At 39.0% G+C, this 22,507-nt stretch carries 25 protein-coding genes and 1 tRNA gene; 4 read left to right on the top strand and 22 right to left on the bottom strand.

What is annotated here, in order from left to right; translation table 11 throughout:
- The first annotated feature begins 131 nt into the window (after positions 1 to 131).
- Positions 132 to 605, top strand: coding sequence for an acyl-CoA thioesterase (locus F606_RS0106470; RefSeq protein ID WP_019553065.1), 474 nt, complete (start codon positions 132 to 134; stop codon positions 603 to 605).
- Between the two features lie 110 nt (positions 606 to 715).
- Here F606_RS0106470 and F606_RS0106465 read toward each other — a convergent pair whose 3' ends face one another.
- The 13 genes from F606_RS0106465 to F606_RS0106405 form a co-directional block, all read right to left on the bottom strand.
- The gene (locus F606_RS0106465) at positions 716 to 1,768 is read right to left on the bottom strand and encodes an elongator complex protein 3 (protein ID WP_019553064.1); all 1,053 of its coding nucleotides are present in this window, start codon (positions 1,766 to 1,768) and stop codon (positions 716 to 718) included.
- Between the two features lie 42 nt (positions 1,769 to 1,810).
- Positions 1,811 to 2,542, bottom strand: coding sequence for a ribonuclease III (gene rnc / locus F606_RS0106460; protein ID WP_019553063.1), 732 nt, complete (start codon positions 2,540 to 2,542; stop codon positions 1,811 to 1,813).
- A 1-nt stretch (position 2,543) separates the two neighbouring features.
- Positions 2,544 to 3,788 (bottom strand): beta-ketoacyl-ACP synthase II, encoded by a 1,245-nt coding sequence (gene fabF, locus F606_RS0106455; RefSeq protein ID WP_019553062.1) that lies wholly within the window; start codon positions 3,786 to 3,788, stop codon positions 2,544 to 2,546.
- Positions 3,789 to 3,807: 19 nt separating this feature from the next.
- Positions 3,808 to 4,752, bottom strand: coding sequence for an NAD(P)H-dependent flavin oxidoreductase (locus F606_RS0106450; protein WP_019553061.1), 945 nt, complete (start codon positions 4,750 to 4,752; stop codon positions 3,808 to 3,810).
- A 95-nt stretch (positions 4,753 to 4,847) separates the two neighbouring features.
- On the bottom strand, positions 4,848 to 5,078 hold the full coding sequence (locus F606_RS0106445) for an acyl carrier protein (RefSeq protein ID WP_019553060.1): 231 nt from the start codon (positions 5,076 to 5,078) through the stop codon (positions 4,848 to 4,850).
- A gap of 34 nt (positions 5,079 to 5,112) precedes the next feature.
- Positions 5,113 to 5,856: a 3-oxoacyl-[acyl-carrier-protein] reductase gene (gene fabG / locus F606_RS0106440; protein WP_019553059.1), complete on the bottom strand. Its 744-nt coding sequence runs from the start codon at positions 5,854 to 5,856 to the stop codon at positions 5,113 to 5,115.
- 1 nt (position 5,857) lies between these two features.
- A complete protein-coding gene (gene fabD / locus F606_RS0106435; protein ID WP_019553058.1) occupies positions 5,858 to 6,799 on the bottom strand; it encodes an ACP S-malonyltransferase in 942 nt (313 codons plus the stop codon).
- Positions 6,800 to 6,820: 21 nt separating this feature from the next.
- Positions 6,821 to 7,768, bottom strand: coding sequence for an enoyl-[acyl-carrier-protein] reductase FabK (fabK, locus tag F606_RS0106430; protein ID WP_019553057.1), 948 nt, complete (start codon positions 7,766 to 7,768; stop codon positions 6,821 to 6,823).
- 1 nt (position 7,769) lies between these two features.
- Positions 7,770 to 8,774 carry a beta-ketoacyl-ACP synthase III gene (locus F606_RS0106425; protein ID WP_019553056.1) on the bottom strand — a complete coding sequence of 335 codons (1,005 nt, stop codon included), beginning with the start codon at positions 8,772 to 8,774 and terminating at the stop codon, positions 7,770 to 7,772.
- The gene (plsX, locus tag F606_RS0106420) at positions 8,755 to 9,783 is read right to left on the bottom strand and encodes a phosphate acyltransferase PlsX (protein ID WP_019553055.1); all 1,029 of its coding nucleotides are present in this window, start codon (positions 9,781 to 9,783) and stop codon (positions 8,755 to 8,757) included. The genes F606_RS0106425 and plsX overlap by 20 nt, the downstream gene beginning before the upstream one ends.
- A 16-nt stretch (positions 9,784 to 9,799) precedes the next feature.
- On the bottom strand, positions 9,800 to 10,357 hold the full coding sequence (fapR, locus tag F606_RS0106415) for a transcription factor FapR (protein WP_019553054.1): 558 nt from the start codon (positions 10,355 to 10,357) through the stop codon (positions 9,800 to 9,802).
- 136 nt (positions 10,358 to 10,493) lie between these two features.
- Positions 10,494 to 10,676 (bottom strand): 50S ribosomal protein L32, encoded by a 183-nt coding sequence (gene rpmF / locus F606_RS0106410; RefSeq protein WP_019553053.1) that lies wholly within the window; start codon positions 10,674 to 10,676, stop codon positions 10,494 to 10,496.
- Between the two features lie 45 nt (positions 10,677 to 10,721).
- A complete protein-coding gene (locus F606_RS0106405; RefSeq protein WP_019553052.1) occupies positions 10,722 to 11,225 on the bottom strand; it encodes a YceD family protein in 504 nt (167 codons plus the stop codon).
- Positions 11,226 to 11,369: 144 nt separating this feature from the next.
- Here F606_RS0106405 and F606_RS0106400 point away from each other — a divergent pair, with 144 nt between their 5' ends.
- Complete coding sequence (locus tag F606_RS0106400; RefSeq protein ID WP_019553051.1) at positions 11,370 to 12,608, top strand: nucleotidyltransferase; 1,239 nt, start codon at positions 11,370 to 11,372, stop codon at positions 12,606 to 12,608.
- Positions 12,609 to 12,622: 14 nt separating this feature from the next.
- Here the strand turns inward: F606_RS0106400 and F606_RS0106395 are convergent, their stop codons facing one another.
- The 3 genes from F606_RS0106395 to rsmD are packed head-to-tail and all read right to left on the bottom strand — an operon-like array spanning position 12,623 to position 14,200.
- Positions 12,623 to 13,072 carry an ATP synthase subunit B family protein gene (locus tag F606_RS0106395; RefSeq protein ID WP_019553050.1) on the bottom strand — a complete coding sequence of 150 codons (450 nt, stop codon included), beginning with the start codon at positions 13,070 to 13,072 and terminating at the stop codon, positions 12,623 to 12,625.
- Positions 13,073 to 13,119: 47 nt separating this feature from the next.
- Complete coding sequence (gene coaD, locus F606_RS0106390; protein ID WP_019553049.1) at positions 13,120 to 13,605, bottom strand: pantetheine-phosphate adenylyltransferase; 486 nt, start codon at positions 13,603 to 13,605, stop codon at positions 13,120 to 13,122.
- Between the two features lie 19 nt (positions 13,606 to 13,624).
- On the bottom strand, positions 13,625 to 14,200 hold the full coding sequence (rsmD, locus tag F606_RS0106385) for a 16S rRNA (guanine(966)-N(2))-methyltransferase RsmD (protein WP_019553048.1): 576 nt from the start codon (positions 14,198 to 14,200) through the stop codon (positions 13,625 to 13,627).
- A 260-nt stretch (positions 14,201 to 14,460) separates the two neighbouring features.
- On the opposite strand from rsmD, the gene F606_RS0106380 reads away from it, so the two are divergent.
- Together F606_RS0106380 and F606_RS0106375 are read left to right on the top strand one after the other, a co-directional pair.
- Positions 14,461 to 16,137, top strand: a complete 1,677-nt coding sequence (locus tag F606_RS0106380) for a DUF4127 family protein (protein ID WP_019553047.1) — start codon at positions 14,461 to 14,463, stop codon at positions 16,135 to 16,137.
- Between the two features lie 56 nt (positions 16,138 to 16,193).
- Positions 16,194 to 16,269 (top strand) — tRNA-Gln (locus F606_RS0106375).
- Positions 16,270 to 16,360: 91 nt separating this feature from the next.
- On the opposite strand, the gene fusA is transcribed toward F606_RS0106375, so the two are convergent.
- From fusA to thrB, 6 genes are all read right to left on the bottom strand, one after another.
- Complete coding sequence (fusA, locus tag F606_RS0106370; protein WP_019553046.1) at positions 16,361 to 18,433, bottom strand: elongation factor G; 2,073 nt, start codon at positions 18,431 to 18,433, stop codon at positions 16,361 to 16,363.
- A 251-nt stretch (positions 18,434 to 18,684) separates the two neighbouring features.
- Entirely contained in the window at positions 18,685 to 19,179 is a 495-nt protein-coding gene (locus tag F606_RS0106365) for a cob(I)yrinic acid a,c-diamide adenosyltransferase (protein WP_019553045.1), read from the bottom strand.
- A gap of 22 nt (positions 19,180 to 19,201) precedes the next feature.
- Positions 19,202 to 19,618 carry a nucleoside-diphosphate kinase gene (gene ndk, locus F606_RS0106360; protein WP_026329280.1) on the bottom strand — a complete coding sequence of 139 codons (417 nt, stop codon included), beginning with the start codon at positions 19,616 to 19,618 and terminating at the stop codon, positions 19,202 to 19,204.
- Positions 19,619 to 19,631: 13 nt separating this feature from the next.
- Complete coding sequence (locus tag F606_RS0106355) at positions 19,632 to 20,150, bottom strand: gamma carbonic anhydrase family protein (protein ID WP_019553043.1); 519 nt, start codon at positions 20,148 to 20,150, stop codon at positions 19,632 to 19,634.
- Between the two features lie 126 nt (positions 20,151 to 20,276).
- Positions 20,277 to 21,515 carry a tRNA nucleotidyltransferase/poly(A) polymerase-related protein gene (locus F606_RS0106350; RefSeq protein WP_019553042.1) on the bottom strand — a complete coding sequence of 413 codons (1,239 nt, stop codon included), beginning with the start codon at positions 21,513 to 21,515 and terminating at the stop codon, positions 20,277 to 20,279.
- Between the two features lie 75 nt (positions 21,516 to 21,590).
- Entirely contained in the window at positions 21,591 to 22,505 is a 915-nt protein-coding gene (thrB, locus tag F606_RS0106345; RefSeq protein ID WP_019553041.1) for a homoserine kinase, read from the bottom strand.
- Between the last annotated feature and the right edge of the window lie 2 nt (positions 22,506 to 22,507).

Here is a 22,507-nt window from a genome sequence, read left to right as displayed (position 1 = left end):
CATTATTGATACTACAATACAAATAAGTGCCTACTTGCAAAATAAATAGTGTAATGTTACTATCTTAACATACAAATTAAAGATTTGCATGTAACAAATAAAATACAATTGAAAACTTAGAGGTGCTTTATATGTTGAACCAAAAAATTAAAAAACAAGTAATCATCAGCCAAATTATGCTACCGAATCAAGCGAATGTAGCCGGCAATGTTCATGGCGGCGAAATCATGAAAATCATGGATTCAACTGCTTATACAGCAGCTCGTAGATATGCACATACCAATGTTGTCACAGCCCGAGTCGATGAATTGCAATTTCATGAACCAATTTTAATTGGTGATTTAGTAATTTGTACAGCTGAAATTGTATTTGTCGGTCATACATCAATGGAAATTTCCGTAAAAGTAGAAGTTGAAGATCTAGACGATGAGTCCACACCACAACAAGCTTTATCCGCTTATTTTACAATGGTAGCAATGGACCGGAATGGTAAACCATTGCCAGTACCACCATTAAAATTAGAAACAGATACAGAAAAAAGAGCTTTCATGGAAGGCAAACGCCGTTATGAAGAACATCGTCAAAGCAAGCGCAAATCTGCTTAAAGTAAAAAAGACTTTTGCACGAACGCTATTATACAATTAGAAAATTACGAAACCTACACAAAATAAACTCTGCTCAATTTAATTCGGGCAGAGTTTATTTATATATCTTTTTATATCATGACTAATAAATCACTATTCAAACTGTATTTTATGTTTTGAAATTCTACAACAACGTGATGTAGAATTGCCAAATCCTGTTTTAAAATAATATTTTTTAACTGATATTCTTTATACCAACTGCCTAGATTGCAATTTTTATTGCCTCGTAGTTTAGAAGTATCTTTCGGATGATGGTGCACAATGATTTCTCCATATTGAGTAGGAAGTCTTTCTAGTAGCTGATCCATTTGGATTTTAAATAAATACGAATCCACTAATTCGCCAAAAGCAGGATGATACGGTCCAGCAAGGATCGTTTCACCATCATCAAGTTGTTCACTGGCCTGAAGCCCAACACGAATGACCTGAATATCATGACGAATAAAAGTCAGCTTCATGAGTGCAGCATATTGAATGGCCTGTTTTAATGATAAAGGCTGATAATCTCCGTTTTTATAAAGCTGTGCTAATTGCGTCTGAATTAAAACTAAGGTTGGATAAATACGCACAAAATCAGGACAAAGTGCAATCGTATAAAAAAGTGAAGCCATAATAGTTTGCCAAGTATCTCCAGGCAGTCCTGGCATCAATTGAATTCCCAAATGAAAGCCATGCCCACGCACAAGTTCAGCTGCTCTTAGAATGTCGTCCACGGTGTGACCACGTTCTGATCGTGCAAGGATTGAATCATTAAAAGATTGGGCACCGAGTTCAATCGTCTCTACACCAAAAGCAGCTAAATTATCTAAAATATCACTCGTAATACAGTCTGGACGAGTCGATATCCGAATCGAATTTATTTTTTTTGCTTGCATATAGCGATAAGCCGGCTCTAATAATTTTCTTTGCAACGAAAGCGGTAGTGCCGTAAAGCTGCCACCATAAAAAGCAACTTCAACAAATTTATTTCCCCGGATTCGATTTAAATGATATTCAATTGTGTTTTGAATAAACTCTTGCGTCACATCAGTTTGGATACCGGTTATTTTGCGTTGATTGCAAAATACACAGGTATGAGGGCACCCATAGTGCGGTATAAAAATTGGAATAATATAATTTTTCATATTTACCTCATACAAAAATTGGATGGCCGAGGCCATCCAATTTTATTCATCAATTTTATTCATTTTTGCTAAAGCTGCTTTAGCAGCGTGCTGCTCCGCCTCTTTTTTGCTCTTGCCGAAGCCAATGCCATATTTCTCATCATTTACCATAACAGCAATTTCAAAGATTTTATTATGATCTGGACCATCTTCCGAAAGCAATGCATAGTGAATTTTTTGATCGATATTTTTTTGAATAACCTCTTGCAACAATGTTTTATAATCTTGAATATTTTTTCCCGTTTCAATCATCAATAAATCATCTTGCAACTGTTTTAGAATATAAGAGGATGCTTTTTGCATACCTTGATCCATATAAATAGCACCAATAACCGCCTCAAAAGCATCAGCTAAAATAGATGCACGCGTTTTACCACCAGTTGCAAGCTCACCCTTACCAAACAGAAGATACTCCCCTACATTAAGCTTGGAAGCCCGTTTAGCAAGAGTCGCCTCACAAACGACAGAGGCTCTTGCTTTTGTCAATTCGCCTTCGGGCAAATTGGGAAAATGTTTAAACAAATACGAACTGGTTGCGAGTTCCAACACGGCATCCCCCAAAAATTCCAACCGTTCATTATGAACAATATGCGACCGTTTCGCTTCGTTCGCATAGGAAGTATGAGTCAACGCCTGATGGAGCAAATTCCAATCCGTAAATGCAACACCCAATTTCTTGGCAAATGTAACTAATGCTGCTTTTCTTTCCTCAGTCAATTTCTTAGCTACATTCATTTTACTTTACATATTTCTTTAAAATGAGACATGCATTATGACCACCAAAACCTAAGGAATTTGATAAAGCAACATTGACAACTTTTTCACGGGATTTATTTGGTACATAATCAAGATCTAAACCTTCATCTGGCACTTCATAATTGATCGTTGGCGGCATAATATCATTTTCAATGGTAAGCGCCGTTGCAATACATTCAATTCCACCAGCAGCACCAAGCAAATGTCCTGTCATGGATTTAATTGAGCTCATAGCCAATTTATAGGCATGATCACCAAAAACAGTTTTAACCGCCGCTGTTTCTGTTTCATCATTCAAATGAGTAGATGTACCATGGGCATTGATATAATCAACCGATTCAGGAGCAAGCTTTGCATCTTTTAACGCAATTTGCATGCATTTTGCAGCCTGTGCACCACCTGGAGCAGGAGATGTAATATGAAAAGCATCCGAATTGGAACCATAGCCTACAATCTCAGCATAAATATGAGCCCCACGCCTTTCGGCATGTTCTAAACTTTCTAATAAAACTACACCAGCGCCTTCGCCCATAACAAACCCACTACGTGTTTTATCAAATGGACGAGATGCTTTTTCTGGATCCGCGTTATGATCGGAACATAATGCTTTCATTGAACAAAATCCAGCAACCGCTGCAGGTGAAATACATGCTTCTGTTCCACCAGCAACCATAGCATCGGCATCGCCGCGTTGAATCAAACGACAAGCATCACCAATTGAATTGGTTCCGGTAGCACATGCTGTTACGACACAGCTGCTTGGACCTTTAAGACCAAAGGTAATCGACGTTTGACCAGCTGCCATATTGCCAATCATCATTGGAATAAAAAATGGGCTGATACGACCAGGACCTTTATCGAATAACGTCGTATATTGTGTATGCAATGTCTCAATACCACCAATACCAGTACCAATGATAACTCCAATACGATCCCGATCTTCTTGATCTAAATCAATTTTCGAATCTTCTAAAGCAAGCTTACTTGCCGCCACCGCAAACTGCGTATAACGATCCATGCGCTTTGCTTCTTTTTTATCAATATAGTTGAATGGCTCAAAATCTTGAACTTCTCCAGCTACTTGTGCAGTATAATCAGACGCATCAAATCGGCTGGTTTTTTTGATTCCAGACTTTCCTGCTAACAGAGCTTCCCAGAATGCATCTTTACCAATACCGATTGGAGTAATCGCTCCTATACCTGTAATTACTACTCTATTTTCCAAACTCTAAACACCTCACAACTTAATCTATAATTGCAATTTCCGCCTGTAATCTTGAAAATATTTCCTTAACCGATAAAATTTCTTTTATACGATGAATATATTCTCCTGTGAATACCAACCCTGTTTCTACATCGCCCTGCTGGGCTCGAATCAAGGCTCGAATAATGCAAAAATTCTGTTTGCAATTTTTCAAACAGGCATCACAGGTTTTAACAGGGACTGGCCCCACTAATATTTTTTCTACAAACGGATTTCGAACTGCACGTCCCGGAAGACCTACTGGACTTTGAATTACAATTACATCTTCAGCTCTAGCTTTTAAATAAAATTCTTTTAATGCTGGAGCTGCATTAGACTCTTCACTGGCTGCAAAACGTGTACCCATTTGTACACCATTTGCCCCCATTTTTATCAGATCAACAATATCTTGACCATTCATTACACCACCTGCTGCAATTACAGGAATATCCACAGCCCTACGGATATCAGGAATTAAATTTCTTACCGATGTATCGGTTCCCAAATGTCCGCCTGCTTCTTTTCCTTCTACAACAATGGCTGCTGCACCAAGACGTTGAGAAATTTTCGCTAATTTAACAGAAGAAACAATAGGTACGATTGGAGTACCAGACTCCTGACCTAAACCAAACATATCGCGCGAAAATCCGGCACCTGCAACAACTAAATCTATACCTTCATCAATTGCGGTTTTTACAATCTCGCTAAACTTTCTTGCTGCAACCATCACGTTAATGCCAACAATTCCGGACGTTAAAGATCTAGCCAGTCTGATTTCATAACGCAATTCGTCATTTGTCATACCGGAAGCCGCAATCAGTCCAATCCCGCCCTGATTAGCTACTGAGGCAGCTAATTTAGCAGTGGATAAGCGAATAGCCATACCACCTTGAATGATAGGTACTCTTGCAATTTTAGTGCCAATTTTCAGCTCTGGAAGTTTCAAAATAACTCCTCCAATCAATTCAATGCATATTACCTTTAGAAAGTCCCGAGAACGAATTCACGGGACTTTTCTTCTAAAAGGTAAGACTCTCAAACTTATTTGCTTTGGTCTATATAGGTTACAACATCATTAACAGTTTTAATCTTTTCAGCAGCTTCGTCCGGAATTTCAATACTGAATTCTTCTTCGAATGCCATGATTAATTCAACAATATCAAGAGAGTCTGCACCTAAATCATCGATGAAAGTCGATTCGATTGCTACATCGTCTGCTTCCACACCTAATTGTTCTACTACGATATCTCTAACTTTTTCAAAAGTTGACAAGTCGTTCACCTCCTCCCACTAGGAAAAATTATAATTACATTACCATACCGCCATCTACATTGATAGTTTGGCCAGTGATGTAAGAAGCATTGTCAGATGCTAAGAATAAGACGGCCTGTGCTACATCCTCAGGAGTTCCCATTCTTGCGAGTGGAATATTTTCCACCATATCTTCTTTAATCTTATCAGAAAGAACCGCTGTCATATCGGTTTGAATAAAACCAGGCGCTACCAAGTTTACTGTGATACCTCTTGAAGCCAATTCTTTCGCCATAGATTTAGAAAACCCAATTACACCAGCCTTTGCTGCTGCATAATTTGCCTGACCTGCATTACCAGTCAAACCTACCACGGATGTCATATTAATAACACGACCAATTCGTTGCTTCATCATGATTTTTGAAACAGCCTTCGTACAATAAAAAACACCTGTTAAATTTGTTTGAATGACTGCATTCCAGTCACTTTCTTTCATACGCATCAAAAGTCCATCACGCGTAATTCCAGCATTATTTATAAGAATGTCGATCCGACCAAATTCAGCCATTGTTTGTTGAATCATGGCATCGACAGATTCACTATCTGCAATGTCCGCTTGCACCAGCATCACTTTACCGCCGGCACTCACTATAATCTGTTCTACTTCTTTGGCAGCCGCTACATTACCTGCGTAGTTCACTACAACAGCTGCACCGGCTTTCGCTAATGTAATTGCAATGGCACGGCCAATTCCACGCGATGCACCAGTAACAAGAGCAACCTTACCGTCTAAAAGCATTTTAGCGAACCTCCTTGAAATAATCAAGCGTTTTTTGTAAAGATTCAAGATTTTCCACATTTAAACTTTTCAGTGTTTTATCAATACGTTTGTTAAAACCATTCAAAACTTTACCTGGTCCCACTTCTACATAGATATCCGCACCAAAATTTTTCATTTCAGCAACACAGTCTTCCCATTTCACTGGGCTTGCAGCTTGGGCAATAAGACTTGCTTTTATTTCATCTGCCTTTGTTAAGATTGTCCCAGTAACATTTGTTACCACTGGTATCAATGCATCAGCAATCGTTACTTTATCGAGTTCAACTGCCAGTTTATCAGCTGCTGGTTTCATGAGTGCACTATGAAATGGGGCACTCACTGGTAAAATCACACATTTCTTCGCACCAGCTTCTTTTAAGAGTTCTGATGCTTGTTCCACGCCTTTTGTCGTGCCGGCAATTACAACCTGTCCTGGACAATTAAAATTAACAGCCTGTACAAGATTATCTTTTGAAATCTTTTCACAAATTTCAATTATAACATTCCTGTCAAGCCCAATAACAGCAGCCATGCCCCCCTGTCCAACTGGAACAGCTTCCTGCATGAAAGCACCACGTTTATTGACAAGGCATACAGCATCTTCAAATTTCAAAACCCCCGCTGCCACAAGAGCCGAATACTCACCAAGACTATGTCCCCCAACTATTTCAGGTGCAATCCCATGCTCTTTTAATATTTCATGACAAATTACACTTATCGTAAGAATAGCTGGTTGTGTATTTGCTGTCAAGCGGAGAGATTCTTCAGGACCATTAAAACACATATCCATAATGGAAAACCCCAAGGATTCATCCGCTGCTTTAAATATTTTTTTTGCTACATCATATTTTTCATAGAATTCTTTTCCCATGCCAACAGTCTGCGAACCTTGACCTGGAAATACAAATGCAATTTTACTCATTACAATGCTCCTCTATGTATTTTATTTACAATTTTCTTCTATTGTATTCATAACACTAGATAAACCATCTACAAGATCATGAATGATTTCATCCACAGACTTCAATTCATGAAGCAGTCCAGAAATTTGACCGATCATAACCGATCCATTCTCCACATCACCCTTATGCGTTGCAAGATGAAGTTTGCCAGCACCAAGTTTCTCTAATTCGTCAACAGATACGCCTGTTTTTTCCAGTTCTAAATATTCACGCGTCAGTTTATTACCGATAACACGAACCGGATGGCCTGTTGATCTGCCCGTGACGACAGTCGCACGATCTTTAGCTTTCAGTACAGAATTTTTATAATTGTCATGTGCAATGCATTCTTTCGAAAGCACAAAACGAGAACCAATCTGAACCCCTTGCGCACCAAGGGCAAACGCTGCCGCAAGGCCTCGTGAATCACCAATTCCACCTGCTGCAATTACAGGAATATCGACGGCATCAACAATTTGCGGCACAAGTGCCATCGTTGTGATTTCACCAATATGACCGCCGCTTTCTGTTCCTTCAGCAATAACCGCATCGACACCAGTGCGGGCAAGGCGTTTTGCCAAGGCTACTGAAGCTACAACCGGAATGATTTTACTACCGATTGCTTTTAAAGCCGGAATATATTCGCTAGGATTTCCTGCACCAGTTGTAACAACCGGCACTTTCTCATCCACAACAACCTGCATTACTTCTTTAACAAAAGGTGACATTAACATGATATTAACACCAAACGGTTTATTCGTCCAACTTTTAACTTTTTGAATTTCCGCTCGCAAAATATCTGGAGGCATATGTCCAGCACCAATAATCCCTAAACCACCAGCATTCGATACCGCAGAAGCCAGTTCAGCCGTACCAATCCATGCCATACCACCTTGAAATATAGGATACTGAATATTTAACAATTTGCAAATAACATTCTTACCAAACATGCTAGTCCTCCTTAGCCCATTTCATAATGCACGATGCCCATGTAAGCCCTGCACCAAATCCGGCAATGGCTATTACATCACCTTTTTTAAAGCGTTTTGCCTGCACGGCTTCCGCTAAAGCAATCGGAATCGATGCTGCGGAAGTATTACCATACTGTGCCACATTAACAACTACTTTTTCCATCGGCAAATGCAATCTTTTAGCTGCCGATTGGATAATACGAATATTTGCCTGATGGGGAATAAGACAATCAATTTGATCTTTTGTGAGACCAGACCGTTCTAAAGATTTTAAAACGGTACTGCCCATTACTTTTATGGCAAACTTAAAAACTTCACTGCCGTTCATATGAATATAATGCATATTACTAGCAATCGTTTCCAAAGATGCTGGATGGAGACTCCCACTAGCTGGTATATCAAGACATTCTGCCCCAGCCCCATCCGAGCCAAGATCAATGCCCAGTATCCCATAACCATCGTCTACTTGACCTAAAACAGCCGCACCAGCACCATCACCAAATAAGACACAGGTATTGCGGTCTTTCCAGTTAATATATTTCGATAAAGTTTCAGCTGCAACAACCAAAACTTTTTTATAAACACCCGTTTTAATAAACTGAGTTCCGACACTCATTGCATAAACAAAGCCCGAACACGCTGCCGATAAATCAAATGCAGCTGCATGCGTTGCCCCTAATTTATCCTGTAAAATACAAGCTGTAGATGGAATCGTCCGGTCTGATGTGAGCGTAGCTACAATAATCAAATCAAGTTCTTCCGCTTTAATGCCTGCATTGTCAATTGCATTTTGAGCAGCTTTAATGGCAAGCTGCGATGTAGGAACATCATCTTCCGCAATTCGACGTTCACGAATTCCTGTCCGATCGACAATCCATTCATCGTTTGTATCAACCATTTTTTCTAAATCAAAATTGGTTAAAATCTTTTCCGGTACATAATACCCGACGCCGATAATACCAACACTATTTTCCGTCACTATCATTATTCAATATCTCCTCCTTTGCTATACTATCACTGATGTGTTCCAAAACATTATTCTTCACATATTCATTTGCAACCCCAATGGCACTACGAATTGCTTTTGCATTAGAACTGCCATGGCAAATGATATAGCATCCATTAACACCTAACAAAGGAGCGCCGCCGTACTCAGCATAATCCATTTTCTTCGCTAATTTTTTAAATGTTGGCACAAGCAAAACTGCCCCGGCTTTTGCTAACCAGCCGCCGCCTTTGATTGTCTCTTTAATCAGCTTCATAATAGTTTTTGCTAAACCTTCAGCAAATTTCAGCACAACATTCCCAACAAACCCATCACAAACCACTACATCGAATGTACCGCGAGGAATATCCCGACCTTCGGCATTCCCTTGAAAATTAATTGTTTTCATCTCTTGCAAAAGTGGATACGTAGCAAGTGCCTGTTCATTACCTTTTGTTGATTCTTCACCAATATTTAAAAGTCCAACTCTGGGACTTTTTATACCAAAAACATATTTTGCATAAATTGATCCCATTAAAGCACTTTGTACCAAATGTTGTGGTTTACTGTCGATATTTGCCCCTGAATCCAATAAAAGAGTAACACCATTTACAGTTGGCATCGGCGTTGCTATTGTCGGACGATCAATCCCCTTTATCCGACCAAGGCCAAACAAAGCTGAAGCCACTGCGGCACCCGTACTGCCTGCTGAAAGCACCGCATCGCAAGTCCCGTCTTTTACAAGACGGGTAGCAACAACGATTGATGCATCTTTTTTTCGTCTTACGGCTGCACCGGGATGTTCGGCCATACCAATTTCGTCACTTGCATGATAAATCGATATTTTCAAATCCTGCCAATGAGGACTTTTATTTAGCTCCGCTTTTACTTTATTTTCATCGCCAACTAAAACGACTTCACAATCATATTGTTTCGCAGCTGCAATCGCACCTAGCACGATTTGTTCAGGAGCAAAATCCCCACCCATAGCATCAACTGCAATTTTCATACACTAGGTCCCTCCATTAACTCTCCAATGAAACCATTATAAATTTAGCTCTAAATACTTCCTGTGTTTCATTTTTTGTTTTAACCCAAACAAAGTATTTATTCCCTCGTTTACGCATAATTTCTGCCTTGGCAACTAACTTCTCACCAACATGAACTGGAATTTTATATTTTACATTCGCTACACCAGTCACAGCCAGAGGTGCATCAATAATCGCAAGTGCTAAAGAATTCGCTTGTGAAAACACATAATGTCCACGTGCAACCTGCGTTTTTTCAAACACCATTTCTTCTGTAATTTTCATGAGTGATATACCCGATTTCCCAAGCTCAAGATCAATGAGTTCTCCAACTACTTCGCCTCGGCCAATAGATTTAACCTTATTTTGTGCGTTTTCTGCCATTTTTTTGACACGTTCACGCAACTCAGGCATTCCAAGCTCTAATCGATCAAGCCGAATCGTCTGGATGCTAACCTGCAAAATTTTCGCCAGTTCTTCATCCGTAAGAAACGGCTTTTCTTTTACCTGATCCAACAACAACTGTTGTCTGATTCTTTTTTTTATACGCACCATATGATTATCACCTATTTTTAGTACTAGATACTATAACCAGTTACAATTAAATATTATAACGACTTTTGAGCTAAAAGGCAAGTAAAAAGAATGAGCAAGATATAAGTAACTTATATCTTGCTCATTCTGAAGACTTTTATTCAGCTGCTGCTGCAATAACTTGTTTACCATCATAATAACCACAATCCAGACATACATGATGTGGCATTTTTGGTTCATGACATTGCGGACATGCAATAAAACCAGGGGCTGTTAACTTCCAGTTTGCACGGCGTTTGTCACGACGAGCTTTCGACATTTTACGCTTAGGTACTGCCATTTATTACACCTCCTTAAAAGGATCACCGTTGTGATCAATTCCAAGCTATTCCTTATTTAAAGCTTCTTGTAATGCTGCAAGCCTAGGATCCACAATATGGCGATCGCAACCACATTCTGTTTCGTTTAGATTAGCACCGCACTTCATGCATAACCCGCGACAATCAGGACTACATATATTATTCAACGGCTGTGAAAGCAAGATCACATCACGAACTAAGTCCGTAATGTCGAGCGCGTCACCGTTAAAATAATTTACATTTTCATTTTGATCTTCTGCTTCTTTTTTATAACTTTCATCAAAAGAATGCTTCTGATCGTGTACAAAATGTTCGAGACAGCGGTCACATTGAAAAGATTTTTTACAATAAATAACGCCTTCCACACGATAAACTTTTCCCGTATTCACAATAGAACCTTTTACTTCTATTTTTCCTTCAATAGAATAGGTTTCGTGAACTAAGTCAATTTCATTAGCAGAAGTCGTAAATGTAAATGGATATGCACTTCCAATGTCTGATTCCAACTGTACAATACTTACTCTCATCATTTAGCATCAACCTCAATCTATTATAGCGGCCAGAATATCATTTGTCAAGGGTTTCTCCTTGTCTTACTTTTTGATTTTTCTCAGCCAAACTATACAAAAATTTATTTATCATGGTAAAATATAGTAAACGAAAGGTGGTCTCTTATGGAATCCATTGGTATTATTGCTGAATATAATCCGTTTCACAACGGGCATCTCCATCAAATAACGGAAGCAAAAAAAAAATCCAAACTCGATTATACAATCTGCATCATGAGCGGCAACTTCACGCAGCGTGGTGAGCCAGCACTTTTTAGCAAATGGACTCGCGCTGCTATGGCTGTCAATTCAGGTGTAGATCTTGTAATAGAGCTTCCTTGTGTCTTTACCGTACGCAGTGCACAAGACTTTGCCAGAGGCGGCATACGGCTCTTAAACAGCCTCAACATCCGTTACATATCTTTTGGCAGTGAACATGCAGACCTTTCACTTCTGGAAAAAGTTTCGGCAGCCTCACTTGATCCAGCCATCACGGAAGAATTACACACCAATTTAAAATCCGGTCAATCCTATGCGGCGGCATTGAGTACTGCAATAAGTAAAATGCATTCCATTCCAGCAGCTATTTTATCACAGCCAAATACTATTTTAGCAGTTGAATATTTAAATGCAATAAAAATTTTCAAAACAAAGCAAAAAATACTACCAATCGAGCGTGCTGCTGCTCCTTACCACAGTGGAATAATTTCAGGTAATCTTGCCAGCGCTGGTGCGATTCGCAAAGAACTATATAGCTCTTCCCCAAATTTTTCTTTAATAAAGCAGTCCGTCCCGCTGCAAGCTTATCAAACAATTGAGACATTCTGCCAAAATAGTGCAGCCCTGCCATCAATGGATTTACTCAGTACCAGTATACTTGCTTTACTTCGCAAAATAAAACAACCCGAATTAAAAAATATCACGGGGATTTCCGAAGGTCTTGAATACAAAATCGCCAAAGCCGCTTTGCAAAGCAGGGATTTAACGGAGCTTTTAGCTTTAACAAAAAGCAAACGCTATCCCATGAGTCGGCTGCACAGACTTGTTCTGCATTGTTTGCTGGGTACCACCAAGCAATCTATTGCCGCCTTTGACCAAAGTGGACCGCTCTATGCCAGAGTTTTGGCCTTCAATATGAAAGGGCGTGAAATCTTGCATGAACTCAAAAGAACTGCCCGCATCCCAATCATCACGAAAACAACTGATTTTTTAGACAGCACAAAACGCTCTCATTCTCAACTTTCGTTGCTTGAGAGCATGCTTGCCATCGATACGTATGCAACCGATCTATATGCACTTTGCTTTTCCCCAGCCCAGATAGGCGGGTTAGACTTTCTGACCTCACCTATGTATATTAAACGCTAAATAATACGTCTATATTATTTACTGCCTTGATTTAAATCTGTTTTGGCTTGTTGAACAACGTCGAGTGTGCTATTCATCCCTGATAATAAATGATCAAAAACCTGATTTGCATATTTTACAGAATCCTCTTTAAGTTCATTTGAATTTTGAATCGTTTTTTCCATAATTTCACTCGCCTGATTTTGAGCCTGCTTTACGATCTCGTGTTCGGCTACTAATTTTTCGCCATAATTTTTTGCCTGCTCAACAATTTTATTTGCTTCTCTTTTTGCTTCATCAAGTATTTGCTGGCGTTCTTGCATAACTTGACCCGCATTTTGAATTTCATTTGGCAGTGCATTTCTCAAATCATCAACAAGACGGATCAAATCATCTTCCTCAATAATGCATTTATTGGTGAAAACAACGCGTCTAGCATCCACTACTAAATTTTCAATTTCATCTAAAATTTCATTTACAGCCATATATCCAGCCTACCTTCATCTTTTCGTTAAATTTATAAAATTTCTATTCAACTTTTATTTTGAACTTTTTGTTTAATTGCTATTTCTACACATTTTGGCACAAGTCCTTTAATCTCACCTTGAAAATTCGCTAACTCACGAATTCCTGATGAACTCAAAAATGAATATTCATTACTGGTCATCATGAAAACAGTCTCGATTTCCGGATCCAGGTGTTTTAGTAAAAGAGCTCTTTGAAATTCGTATTCAAAATCACTCATCGCCCGAAGACCTCTTACAATAATACGCGAACCCTGTTGTTTTACGTATTCGTTCAACAATCCGTGAAAAGAAGTAACTCGTACGTTTTTAAGATGTTTCGTCGCCTCCGCCAGCAAAGCTACTCGCTCTTGCATCGTAAATAAAGGTTTTTTATTTACATTATGAAATACACCGACAATGAGTTCATCAAACATCGTACTAGCTCGTTCTATAATGTCGATATGCCCATTCGTCACTGGGTCAAAACTCCCCGGACATACAGCAATTTTCATACTCTCGCCTCCATTTCAATTAACAATCTGTTAAAGAATCTGTTTTTCTGATAAAAATACTTATCTGCGTCGTCGTCCCATAGCGCTGATTCCGAAAAAGTACGATATTCTGTAAATTCAGTTCCAAAGAATCCTCCGCGGCATGTTCCATAATTACAAGGGCTTCACTTGTCAATAGATCCATTTCGTCAAAAAGTAATAATGCTTTTTGGCATAAATTTTTATTATATGGTGGGTCACAAAAAACAACATCAAATTTTTTACCCAACCGTTGTAATTTTTTCATTGCTGTGAACACATCGCATTTGATAATTTCTGTTGCGTCCGTTAATTTTGTATGTTCAGCATTTTGTTTAATGATATTTACACTATCGACACTTTGATCAATAAATACTGCATCGATAGCACCACGACTGAGCGCCTCTAAGCCCAAGTTTCCAGTTCCAGCAAAAATATCCAGTACATGCGTGCCCGCTATATCCGCGTTTAAAATATTAAACAAAGATTCTTTAATGCGATCAGCTGTTGGTCTTGTGCTCATTCCTTTTGGTGTTTTAAGTTTGCAGCCCTTTGCTTTCCCTGTTATGATTCTCATATATCTACTCCAAAACTATATAGAACACATTAAAGAAATTACATCCAATCTATCAGTCTGCCAAGAATGGGGTATAGGGATACCCTATGCCTGACGATTGAGATATAGAATATTTAATGCCACTTATATATTAATAATTAATTGCTTTCATTTTACCATACTTTCCCGTGTTAGTGAACTATTACACGTAGGTCAATAGTACTCCATTTATGTTATAATACGATGGTAATAATTTTTTCATAGCAAAAGGATGATGTTTCGTGAAGCTGCGCTGGCTATTTTTCGTTGTTTTTATATCGAGTCTAGTTGTTTATTTTAATTATACGACCCAAAGGTTTCAAGCAGCTGCACCAGTTGAAACCAAACAAATTTATACGCATACTGTTATTTTGCTGCCCCTTGACAGCCGTCCCCCATGCCGCCAGTTTGTGATTGATGCTGGCAAAATTGCGAATATTAAAGTAATCGTTCCACCACCAAACATCCTTGATTACTATACGCAATCCGGTGATACAAAAGCACTGCGCCTATGGCTGGCAGAAAATATAAAGCAGGCAGATGCCGCCATTATTTCCATTGATCAGCTGATTCATGGCGGCTTGCTTGCCTCACGTGAAGCACGCAGTAAAGAAAGCGATGAAATAGAAGCACTGGATTTTTTAGAAAAACTGCACGCTGATAATCTTCAAATCCCAATATATGCCTTCAATATTTTACCGCGTATCTATCCCACTGCTAGTATTGACAATTATAAAGATCAAAAAGCCCTCATAAAATACTCAAGATTACTTGATGAACTTGCTACTTTCGAAAACCCCCTTGATCTTGATGAATTAAATCAAATACAAAAAAAGATCAAACCTGAAATTATTGAAAAATATAAATCACTTTACACAAAAAACACACTGCTCAATGAAAAGCTGAGTGCTTTAGCTAAACGGGGTGTCTTAACTAAGCTCATCATCGCCCAAGACGATGGCCAAGATTTTGGAATTCCGAATATGGAAAAAAGACAAATCCAGAGGTACTTACATCAAGAAAATATTTATTCCAGTCAAGTTACCAGCACACGAGGTGCCGACGAAGTTGCACTTACACTACTTAGCGACATTAATAATAATCAAGAGTCTTATCAGCCTAAGATTTACGTTGAATACTGCGATGAGGCAGCGCCTAAAACCATCATGCCATATATGCCATGTTCTGTAGCAACAACCGTCAAAGAAAAGATAGCCTTGGTAAACGGACAACTCGTGAATAATCCAGTGGCAGCTGACTTTATTTTATATGTCTATATTGGCAACGAAAAAAATCTCAGTCAACGAATACAAAGTACGAAAAAAATTGAAGGTTTCCTGAAACAAAATTACAAAGTTGCCTTAGTTGATTTAAGTAAACATTTTTTAGCAGAGGAAACCCTTTTTCCTATTTTACTAAACCACGATATCCCGTTAAACCAGTTAATTGCCTATGCCGGCTGGAATACAACCAGCAATGCGGTTGGCACGGCAATCACCCAAGCTTCACTTTTTACCGAAAAACTGAGGACTCCACTTTCATCAGCGAATGCATTGCTACTCTATAAAAACAACCTTACATTTCTGAACAATCGCTACGTAGAAGATTATTATTATTTAAAAGAAGTCATTGATCTTGTAAATGTAAATCTCAAAAAATCCGGTTTTACAAATGTGAATGATCTGGACCTTGACCATAATTCCAAATGGGCCAACGATATGCTGCAAACAGGTCTCACTAAGCGAACAACACTTTTAAAATACAGTAAAGCCTATAAACAATCTATCCCAGTACATACCACCGATGGTGATTTATTACTCAAAATTAATGATATACAAATCGAGGCGTCTTATCCCTGGCCACGAACCTTTGAAATTTATTTAGAAACTACTTTATCGTTGGGAAAAATTGATTATTGACTTTCATGCTTTATTTATGTATAATATTGAACTGTTGAGAACACATCTTTTTTGAATGGGGTATCGCCAAGTTGGTAAGGCACGGGATTCTGAATCCCGCATTCGTTGGTTCGAGTCCAGCTACCCCAGCCATTATGTTTTTTATGTAATTCCAGTATCGGAATCACAATATTATAAATCCAATACAAAAAGCAGCGATTTAGTAATCGCTGCTTTTTTCGTATTATTGTGCTTTTTTATGCTGATAGTCTAAAATAATCAATTCTGCAAGTTTAACAGGAAGCTCTTGATAATGTGAAAATTTCATATCAAACGTACCACGGCCTTGTGTCAGGGAACGTAAATGGGTAGCATATTTATTTAATTCTGCTAATGGAACTTCAGCACAAATTCGTCCACTGCCATCATCCCGAACATCTGTAGATGAAATATGAGCTCTTTTTGTATTAAGACTACCGATTACATCTCCCGTATAATATTCAGGTGCCTCAATAAACACCTGATAAATTGGCTCTAAAAGCACCGGTACTGCATCCATAACACCTTTTTTTATTGCCTGTGCTGTTGCAACCTTAAACGCCATTTCCGATGAATCGACATTATGGTAGGAACCATCCACTAAATTGACTTTGACATCAACGACAGGATACCCTGCAAGTACTCCAGCCTGTAATGTTTCAAAAGTACCTTTTTCCACAGCTGGTATATATTGTCTTGGCACTGCTCCACCAAAAATACTTTCGATAAATTCATTGCCTGCACCTAGTTCCAAGGGTTCAATTTCCAGCCAAACATGACCAAATTGTCCATGCCCGCCACTTTGTTTTTTGTGTTTGCCTTCCACCTTAACCTTTTTCTTAATCGTTTCACGATATGGAACAATGGGTTGATGCAGACAAGCTTCCACTCCATATTTACGCTTCATTTTTTCAATGACGATTTCAAGCTGCACTTCACCAATCCCATTGATTAAAAAGTCCTTTGTTTCGGAATTTTTCCCCAAACAAAGTGTCGGATCTTCATCTTTCATCTTAGCCAAAGCACTACCGATTTTTTCTTCATCGCCTTTGTTTTTAGGACTGATTGCCATCGTCAGCATTGATTTTGGATACACTATTTTTTCATACAAAATTGGTGAAATTTTATCACAAAGAGTATCTCCCGTATTGGTTTCTTGTAGTTTTCCCACCATACAAATATCGCCAGCATTGATACAGTTAACATGTTCCTGGCGTTTTCCCTGCATAGTGACAATATTACCAATACGTTCATTCTTTTTAATATTGACATTGTAAACATAGGATTCACTTTTTAAAACACCGGATAGAACCTTTATAAAGCTAAGCCGACCGACAAATGGATCAACCAATGTTTTAAAAACCTGACCGGAAAAAGCACCTTCTGTTTTACGTTCAAGCAAATCGCCGTTGTCAGGATCTGTACCGAGTGAAGTTTTAAAATAAGGGACAGGCATATATTCAACCATAGCATTCATCATTTTCATTACACCAACATTGCGATAACCAGAACCACAAAGTACCGGAAAAATCTTAGCTGAATGAATTCCCTCAATGAGTGCCGCGGCCAATTCCACTTCGGTAATTTCTTCCCCCTCTATGTATTTTGTTAATAATTCATTATTATACTCAGCAACCACTTCAATTAATTTTTGGCGAGCCTGTTCCACCTCAGCCGCTAGATATTCTGGAATACCGCCTTCAACTACATCATCTTTCACGGTAACAATCTTCGTGTGCATTGTAAGCAAATCTACAACGCCTTGAAAGGCTGCTGCATGGCCAATAGGGATTTGAATTGGAACCACGCCAGGGCCAAACTTCATACGGAGCTGCGAAACCACGCCTTCAAAATCGGCATGTTCACGATCCATTTTATTAATAAAAACAGCACGTGGCAAACCGATATCACTTGCATACTTCCAGTCACGTTCTGTTTCTACTTCAATCCCTGATGGTGCCGATAACACCACCAATGCATTGTCCGCTGCCAGCAAGGCACCTTCGACATCACCAAAAAAATCTGGATAACCCGGTGTATCTATAAAATTCAGTTTGTACCCTTGCCATTCACATGAAGCCAGCGCACTGCTGATACTGAGTTTTCTTTTGATTTCTTCTGGATCGAAATCTGTAGCTGCTGTACCATCATCAACTTTCCCCAAACGCTTCACAGCTCCGGCGTTAAATAAACAAGCTTCCGCCAAAGTCGTTTTACCACATTTTCCATGTCCAATAATCGCAATATTGCGTAAATTCTTACTGCTATATTCTTTCAAAAAAATCCCCTCCCAATCACCCAGATTTTTCTATATAAATTGAACTAAAGATTATGAATGCTTACCGTCAAAAAAAGAGATACTTACCAGCCCTGACAGACTTCTAAAAGACCCCATCCTTTAACACAACCTATATAGCTTTGCTTATATATTCTCCAAAAGCAGATCAGATTCCTTTTTATTTGTTGCATTTTATAAATTAGCTTCACGCAAAATGGGGATTGTTTTTCTCAAACAATCCCCCGTACATATTATAGCTCTTCAGTTCGCATAAGTACAAAACATAAATCAGATAAACGATTCAAAACCAGCAGTACATTTTTATTGATTTGCTCAGATGCAGCAAGCTCCAAAGTCCTGCGTTCTGCCCGCCGGGTAACGGTTCTTGCAAAATCAAGTGCGGCCCCGCCTGCGCTATCACCCGCTGTAATAAATGCAGTAAGGGGTGGAAGTTTCGCCTCCAAATCATCAATTGATTTTTCTAATTCATGAACATGCGCTTCTGTAATATAGGCCTTTGGCGCAATACTGGCCAAATCTGCCATAAGCATCATATTCAATTTTTGTAATTCTTTAATTTTTTCTTTTACGAAAGCCTTGCTGCATAAAGCACGTGCCAAACCTAAAGCTGAGTTGATTTCATCAACTGAGCCATAAGCTTCAACCCTGCATGAATTTTTAGCAATTCGTTCACCCGTAAGTAATCCAGTTGTTCCCTGGTCGCCTGTTTTCGTATAAACACTCATACCTATTCCTCCAAATCAGAAATCAATCAAATATTTCTGTTTCATTAAAGAAAATGTGAATCTCTCGCGCGGCACTTTCAAGTCCATCCGAAGCATGTACGGCATTATGCTGCACACTTTGCGCATATTCTTTGCGAATTGTACCTGCTGCTGCTTTTTCAGGATTCGTCGCCCCATTTAACGCTCTAACTTTAGCAATCGCATTTTCTCCTGTTAAAACCATTGCCACCAGCGGTGCGGAGGTCATAAAACCAACTAATTCATCATAAAAATCTTTACCAATATGCTCTGCATAATGTTTTGCCGCAAGCTCAGGTGTCATTTTTAATAGCTTCAATGCTTTAATCTTAAGACCATTTTCTTCATAACAAGTAAGAATCTTGCCCGTATATTTTTTATCAAAAGCATCTGGCTTAATCAAAACCAATGTATTTTCTATCATGTTAAAACTCCTATTTCTTCATATATTCTTGCGCCACTAAATTATAATTAATAGCCGATTGATGAATGGCTGCGATTTCATCATCACGCAACGGTCTAATAATTTTCCCTGGAGCCCCCATAACCATTGAATTTGGTGGAATTTTTTTATGTTGTGTAATAATCGTCCCCGCGGCAATAATAGTATTTTCACCAATTTCACAATAGCCCAGCAAAATAGCACCCATGCCAATTAGACAATTATTCCCGACTTTATTACAATGAATCACCGCATTATGCCCGATTGTAACATAGTCACCAATAATTGTTGGTTGATTTCCCATTACATGAATTGTTGTATTATCCTGAATATTTGTATATTTACCGATATGGATACGCTCAATATCACCGCGCAAAACTGTATTAAACCAAGTACTTGAGCCTTCCTCCATTGTCACATCACCGATAATCGTAGCTCGATCCGCAACAAAAACACTCGGATCAATTTTTGGTGTTAAAGATTTGTAAGGCATAATCAAATTTTCAGACATTTTTACCACTCCTTCACAATCTTACATTATACTACACAGATACTTCCAATTTACAGTCTCTTTTCATTATACAATATTTTCCTCATAAATGTAAATAAAGTGCTAGATAAAACCAGAAAATAAGTGTTACCATTTCATTTTAACTCCAAGCATTTTTTGGCACGCTAAAATGCGTTGCTGACGTATCCAGATACCAATATCGATGCCCTGCAAGGCTGCCGGTTTATTCGTACCACGCACTTTGTAAATTGTCTGCAAATATCGTTTATATTCTTGCAGGTAGGCAGGTAATCCTTTATGATCTGCCTCAATAATCAAATTAAAGCCCTCGACTCGCAAGGGATTTTTATCGAGCAGTAAAAGCAAATCGATGATTTTACCGATTTTTTTTAGATGTGGTGCCCGCATATGTTCCGAAATAATCACAGTTGCACACTGCAGCCAAATCTTAGGCAACTGCATCCGCCTGTTCCAATCTGCCAGAATTTCTCTGCCAACGATCTCATGCCCATAATGATGTGGCAAAAGATCGGGTTTTGTAGCACCTTTGCCGATATCATGAACCAATGCTGAAAAACGAACTTCGAGGCGTTCCGTTTTTTTTGCAACTTGATCTAATATAAACATACTGTGTTCAAAAGCATCCCCCTCAGGGTGAAACGCAGCAGGCTGGGTTTTACCAATCAAGGCAAAAATTTCAGGAAAGGTTACAGCCAAAATCTCCGCCTCAGCAAGATAACGAAAAAAACAGGATGGCTGGCTTGATCCCAAAGCCAGCGTCAATTCCTTCAAGATTCTCGCCTGCGGTTCGCAAATCAATTCGGTCCGGCAAGCTTTCATCATAAGAACCGTTTCCGATTCAATTGAGAATCCAGTTTGTGCCGCCTGCCGTGCTGCCCGCAGCGCTCGAACTGGATCTTCTAAAAAATGCTCCGATATCGCCCGAATCTTTTTATTTTTAATATCTGCCTGTCCACGATATGGATCAATTAGCTCTCCATTCGGCAGTGCAAGAGCAATACTATTCATCGTCGTATCCCGTCTATACAAATCTTCTTCAATTGTAACCGAAGCATCATAAAAAACAGCAAAACCCTTATAACCACTGCCTGTTTTTCTTTCTTTACGGGCAAAAGCAATTTCACAAATCTTCCCATCAATTTCGAGCAAATATACCGGAAATGATTTTCCAACCTTCAAAGCGGTCGGAAATGCTGTTTTGAACTTCATTTCCGTGATTCCAGTGATTACATAGTCTTTATCTTTTTCTTTTATCTGCCTCAATTGATCTCTAACCCAGCCACCCACAATATAAACCTTTCCGTTATTTTCTTGGATTCGATCCATAAAACCTTTTTCATTCATATTAAACACCTCAAAAGCCCAACTCAAACTAAGAAAGCAACAGGCAAAAATGCCTGTTGCTTTCTTAGTTTCGCCTTATAGCAGGCATGCTCCTTTTTTATCAATCGTCAAAAGTAAATATTTTGCTTTGACGTTATGTTCTTTAAAAGCAGCAACCATAGCTGTGCCAATTGCGTCACCATTTTTCTCAGTAAAAGCGATTAAGCAAGGACCCGCCCCACTCATCGCTGCTCCCAAAGCTCCATTTTGCACCGCCGCAGCAAATACATCATACATACCCGGAATCAACTTCTCGCGATATGGTTGATGAAGACGGTCTTCAAAAGCATGCTCCAAAAACTCCGTTTTACCTTCACAAAGTGCACCAACTAAAAGTGCTGTCCGCCCGACGTTAAAAACAGCATCTTTGAGTGGAACAACAGCTGGCAATACTTTGCGGGCTGCTTTTGTTGATAAAGAAAACTCAGGAACTGTAACAATAAGCTGTAAATCAATTTTAGGAAAAAAAGACAAACATTCCGGCTCACCATCTTTACGAAGAATACTCAATGTCATTCCGCCAAAAATTGCCGGAGCAACATTGTCTGGATGTCCTTCAAGATCCGTAGCCATCGCAAAAATTTCCTGAGACGTAAAACGATTTCCAATTGCATAATTCGCGGCAGTAAGACCAGCGACAATAGCCGCAGCACTACTGCCAAGACCGCGAGAAAGCGGCACACGATTTAGCATTTTTATATAAGCACCTTGATATTCAACATTTGCTCGATGAAGCAAATATTGAATCGATTTCCAAACAACATTACGCCCATCACAAGGAATGTTTTGCGCACCTTCGCCCATGATTTCAATCACCAGTTTACCTTTTTTGCGTAAAGTAAGCTCTAATTCATTATAAAGATTGCAAGCTATTCCCAATGAGTCAAAACCCGGACCACAATTAGCCGTAGTTCCCGGTACTTTTACTTTTACCGTCTTATCTTCCACCATGT

The organism is Propionispira raffinosivorans DSM 20765, from assembly GCF_000381065.1.
Taxonomy (GTDB): Bacteria; Bacillota; Negativicutes; order Selenomonadales; family Selenomonadaceae; genus Propionispira; species Propionispira raffinosivorans.
Note: the sequence above shows the minus strand (reverse complement) of the source record. Positions and strands in the feature narration are given on the sequence as shown.

Coding starts and splice junctions, on each gene's coding strand:
- F606_RS0106470 (WP_019553065.1), top strand. CDS start 132: ATGTTGAACCAAAAAATTAAAAAACAAGTAATCATCAGCCAAATTATG.
- F606_RS0106465 (WP_019553064.1), bottom strand. CDS start 1,768: ATGAAAAATTATATTATTCCAATTTTTATACCGCACTATGGGTGCCCT.
- rnc (WP_019553063.1), bottom strand. CDS start 2,542: ATGAATGTAGCTAAGAAATTGACTGAGGAAAGAAAAGCAGCATTAGTT.
- fabG (WP_019553059.1), bottom strand. CDS start 5,856: ATGCTTTTAGACGGTAAGGTTGCTCTTGTTACTGGTGCATCGCGTGGA.
- fabD (WP_019553058.1), bottom strand. CDS start 6,799: ATGAGTAAAATTGCATTTGTATTTCCAGGTCAAGGTTCGCAGACTGTT.
- fabK (WP_019553057.1), bottom strand. CDS start 7,768: ATGTTTGGTAAGAATGTTATTTGCAAATTGTTAAATATTCAGTATCCT.
- F606_RS0106425 (WP_019553056.1), bottom strand. CDS start 8,774: ATGATAGTGACGGAAAATAGTGTTGGTATTATCGGCGTCGGGTATTAT.
- plsX (WP_019553055.1), bottom strand. CDS start 9,783: ATGAAAATTGCAGTTGATGCTATGGGTGGGGATTTTGCTCCTGAACAA.
- fapR (WP_019553054.1), bottom strand. CDS start 10,357: ATGGTGCGTATAAAAAAAAGAATCAGACAACAGTTGTTGTTGGATCAG.
- rpmF (WP_019553053.1), bottom strand. CDS start 10,676: ATGGCAGTACCTAAGCGTAAAATGTCGAAAGCTCGTCGTGACAAACGC.
- F606_RS0106405 (WP_019553052.1), bottom strand. CDS start 11,225: ATGATGAGAGTAAGTATTGTACAGTTGGAATCAGACATTGGAAGTGCA.
- F606_RS0106400 (WP_019553051.1), top strand. CDS start 11,370: ATGGAATCCATTGGTATTATTGCTGAATATAATCCGTTTCACAACGGG.
- F606_RS0106395 (WP_019553050.1), bottom strand. CDS start 13,072: ATGGCTGTAAATGAAATTTTAGATGAAATTGAAAATTTAGTAGTGGAT.
- coaD (WP_019553049.1), bottom strand. CDS start 13,605: ATGAAAATTGCTGTATGTCCGGGGAGTTTTGACCCAGTGACGAATGGG.
- rsmD (WP_019553048.1), bottom strand. CDS start 14,200: ATGAGAATCATAACAGGGAAAGCAAAGGGCTGCAAACTTAAAACACCA.
- F606_RS0106365 (WP_019553045.1), bottom strand. CDS start 19,179: ATGAGTGTTTATACGAAAACAGGCGACCAGGGAACAACTGGATTACTT.
- F606_RS0106355 (WP_019553043.1), bottom strand. CDS start 20,150: ATGTCTGAAAATTTGATTATGCCTTACAAATCTTTAACACCAAAAATT.
- F606_RS0106350 (WP_019553042.1), bottom strand. CDS start 21,515: ATGAATGAAAAAGGTTTTATGGATCGAATCCAAGAAAATAACGGAAAG.
- thrB (WP_019553041.1), bottom strand. CDS start 22,505: ATGGTGGAAGATAAGACGGTAAAAGTAAAAGTACCGGGAACTACGGCT.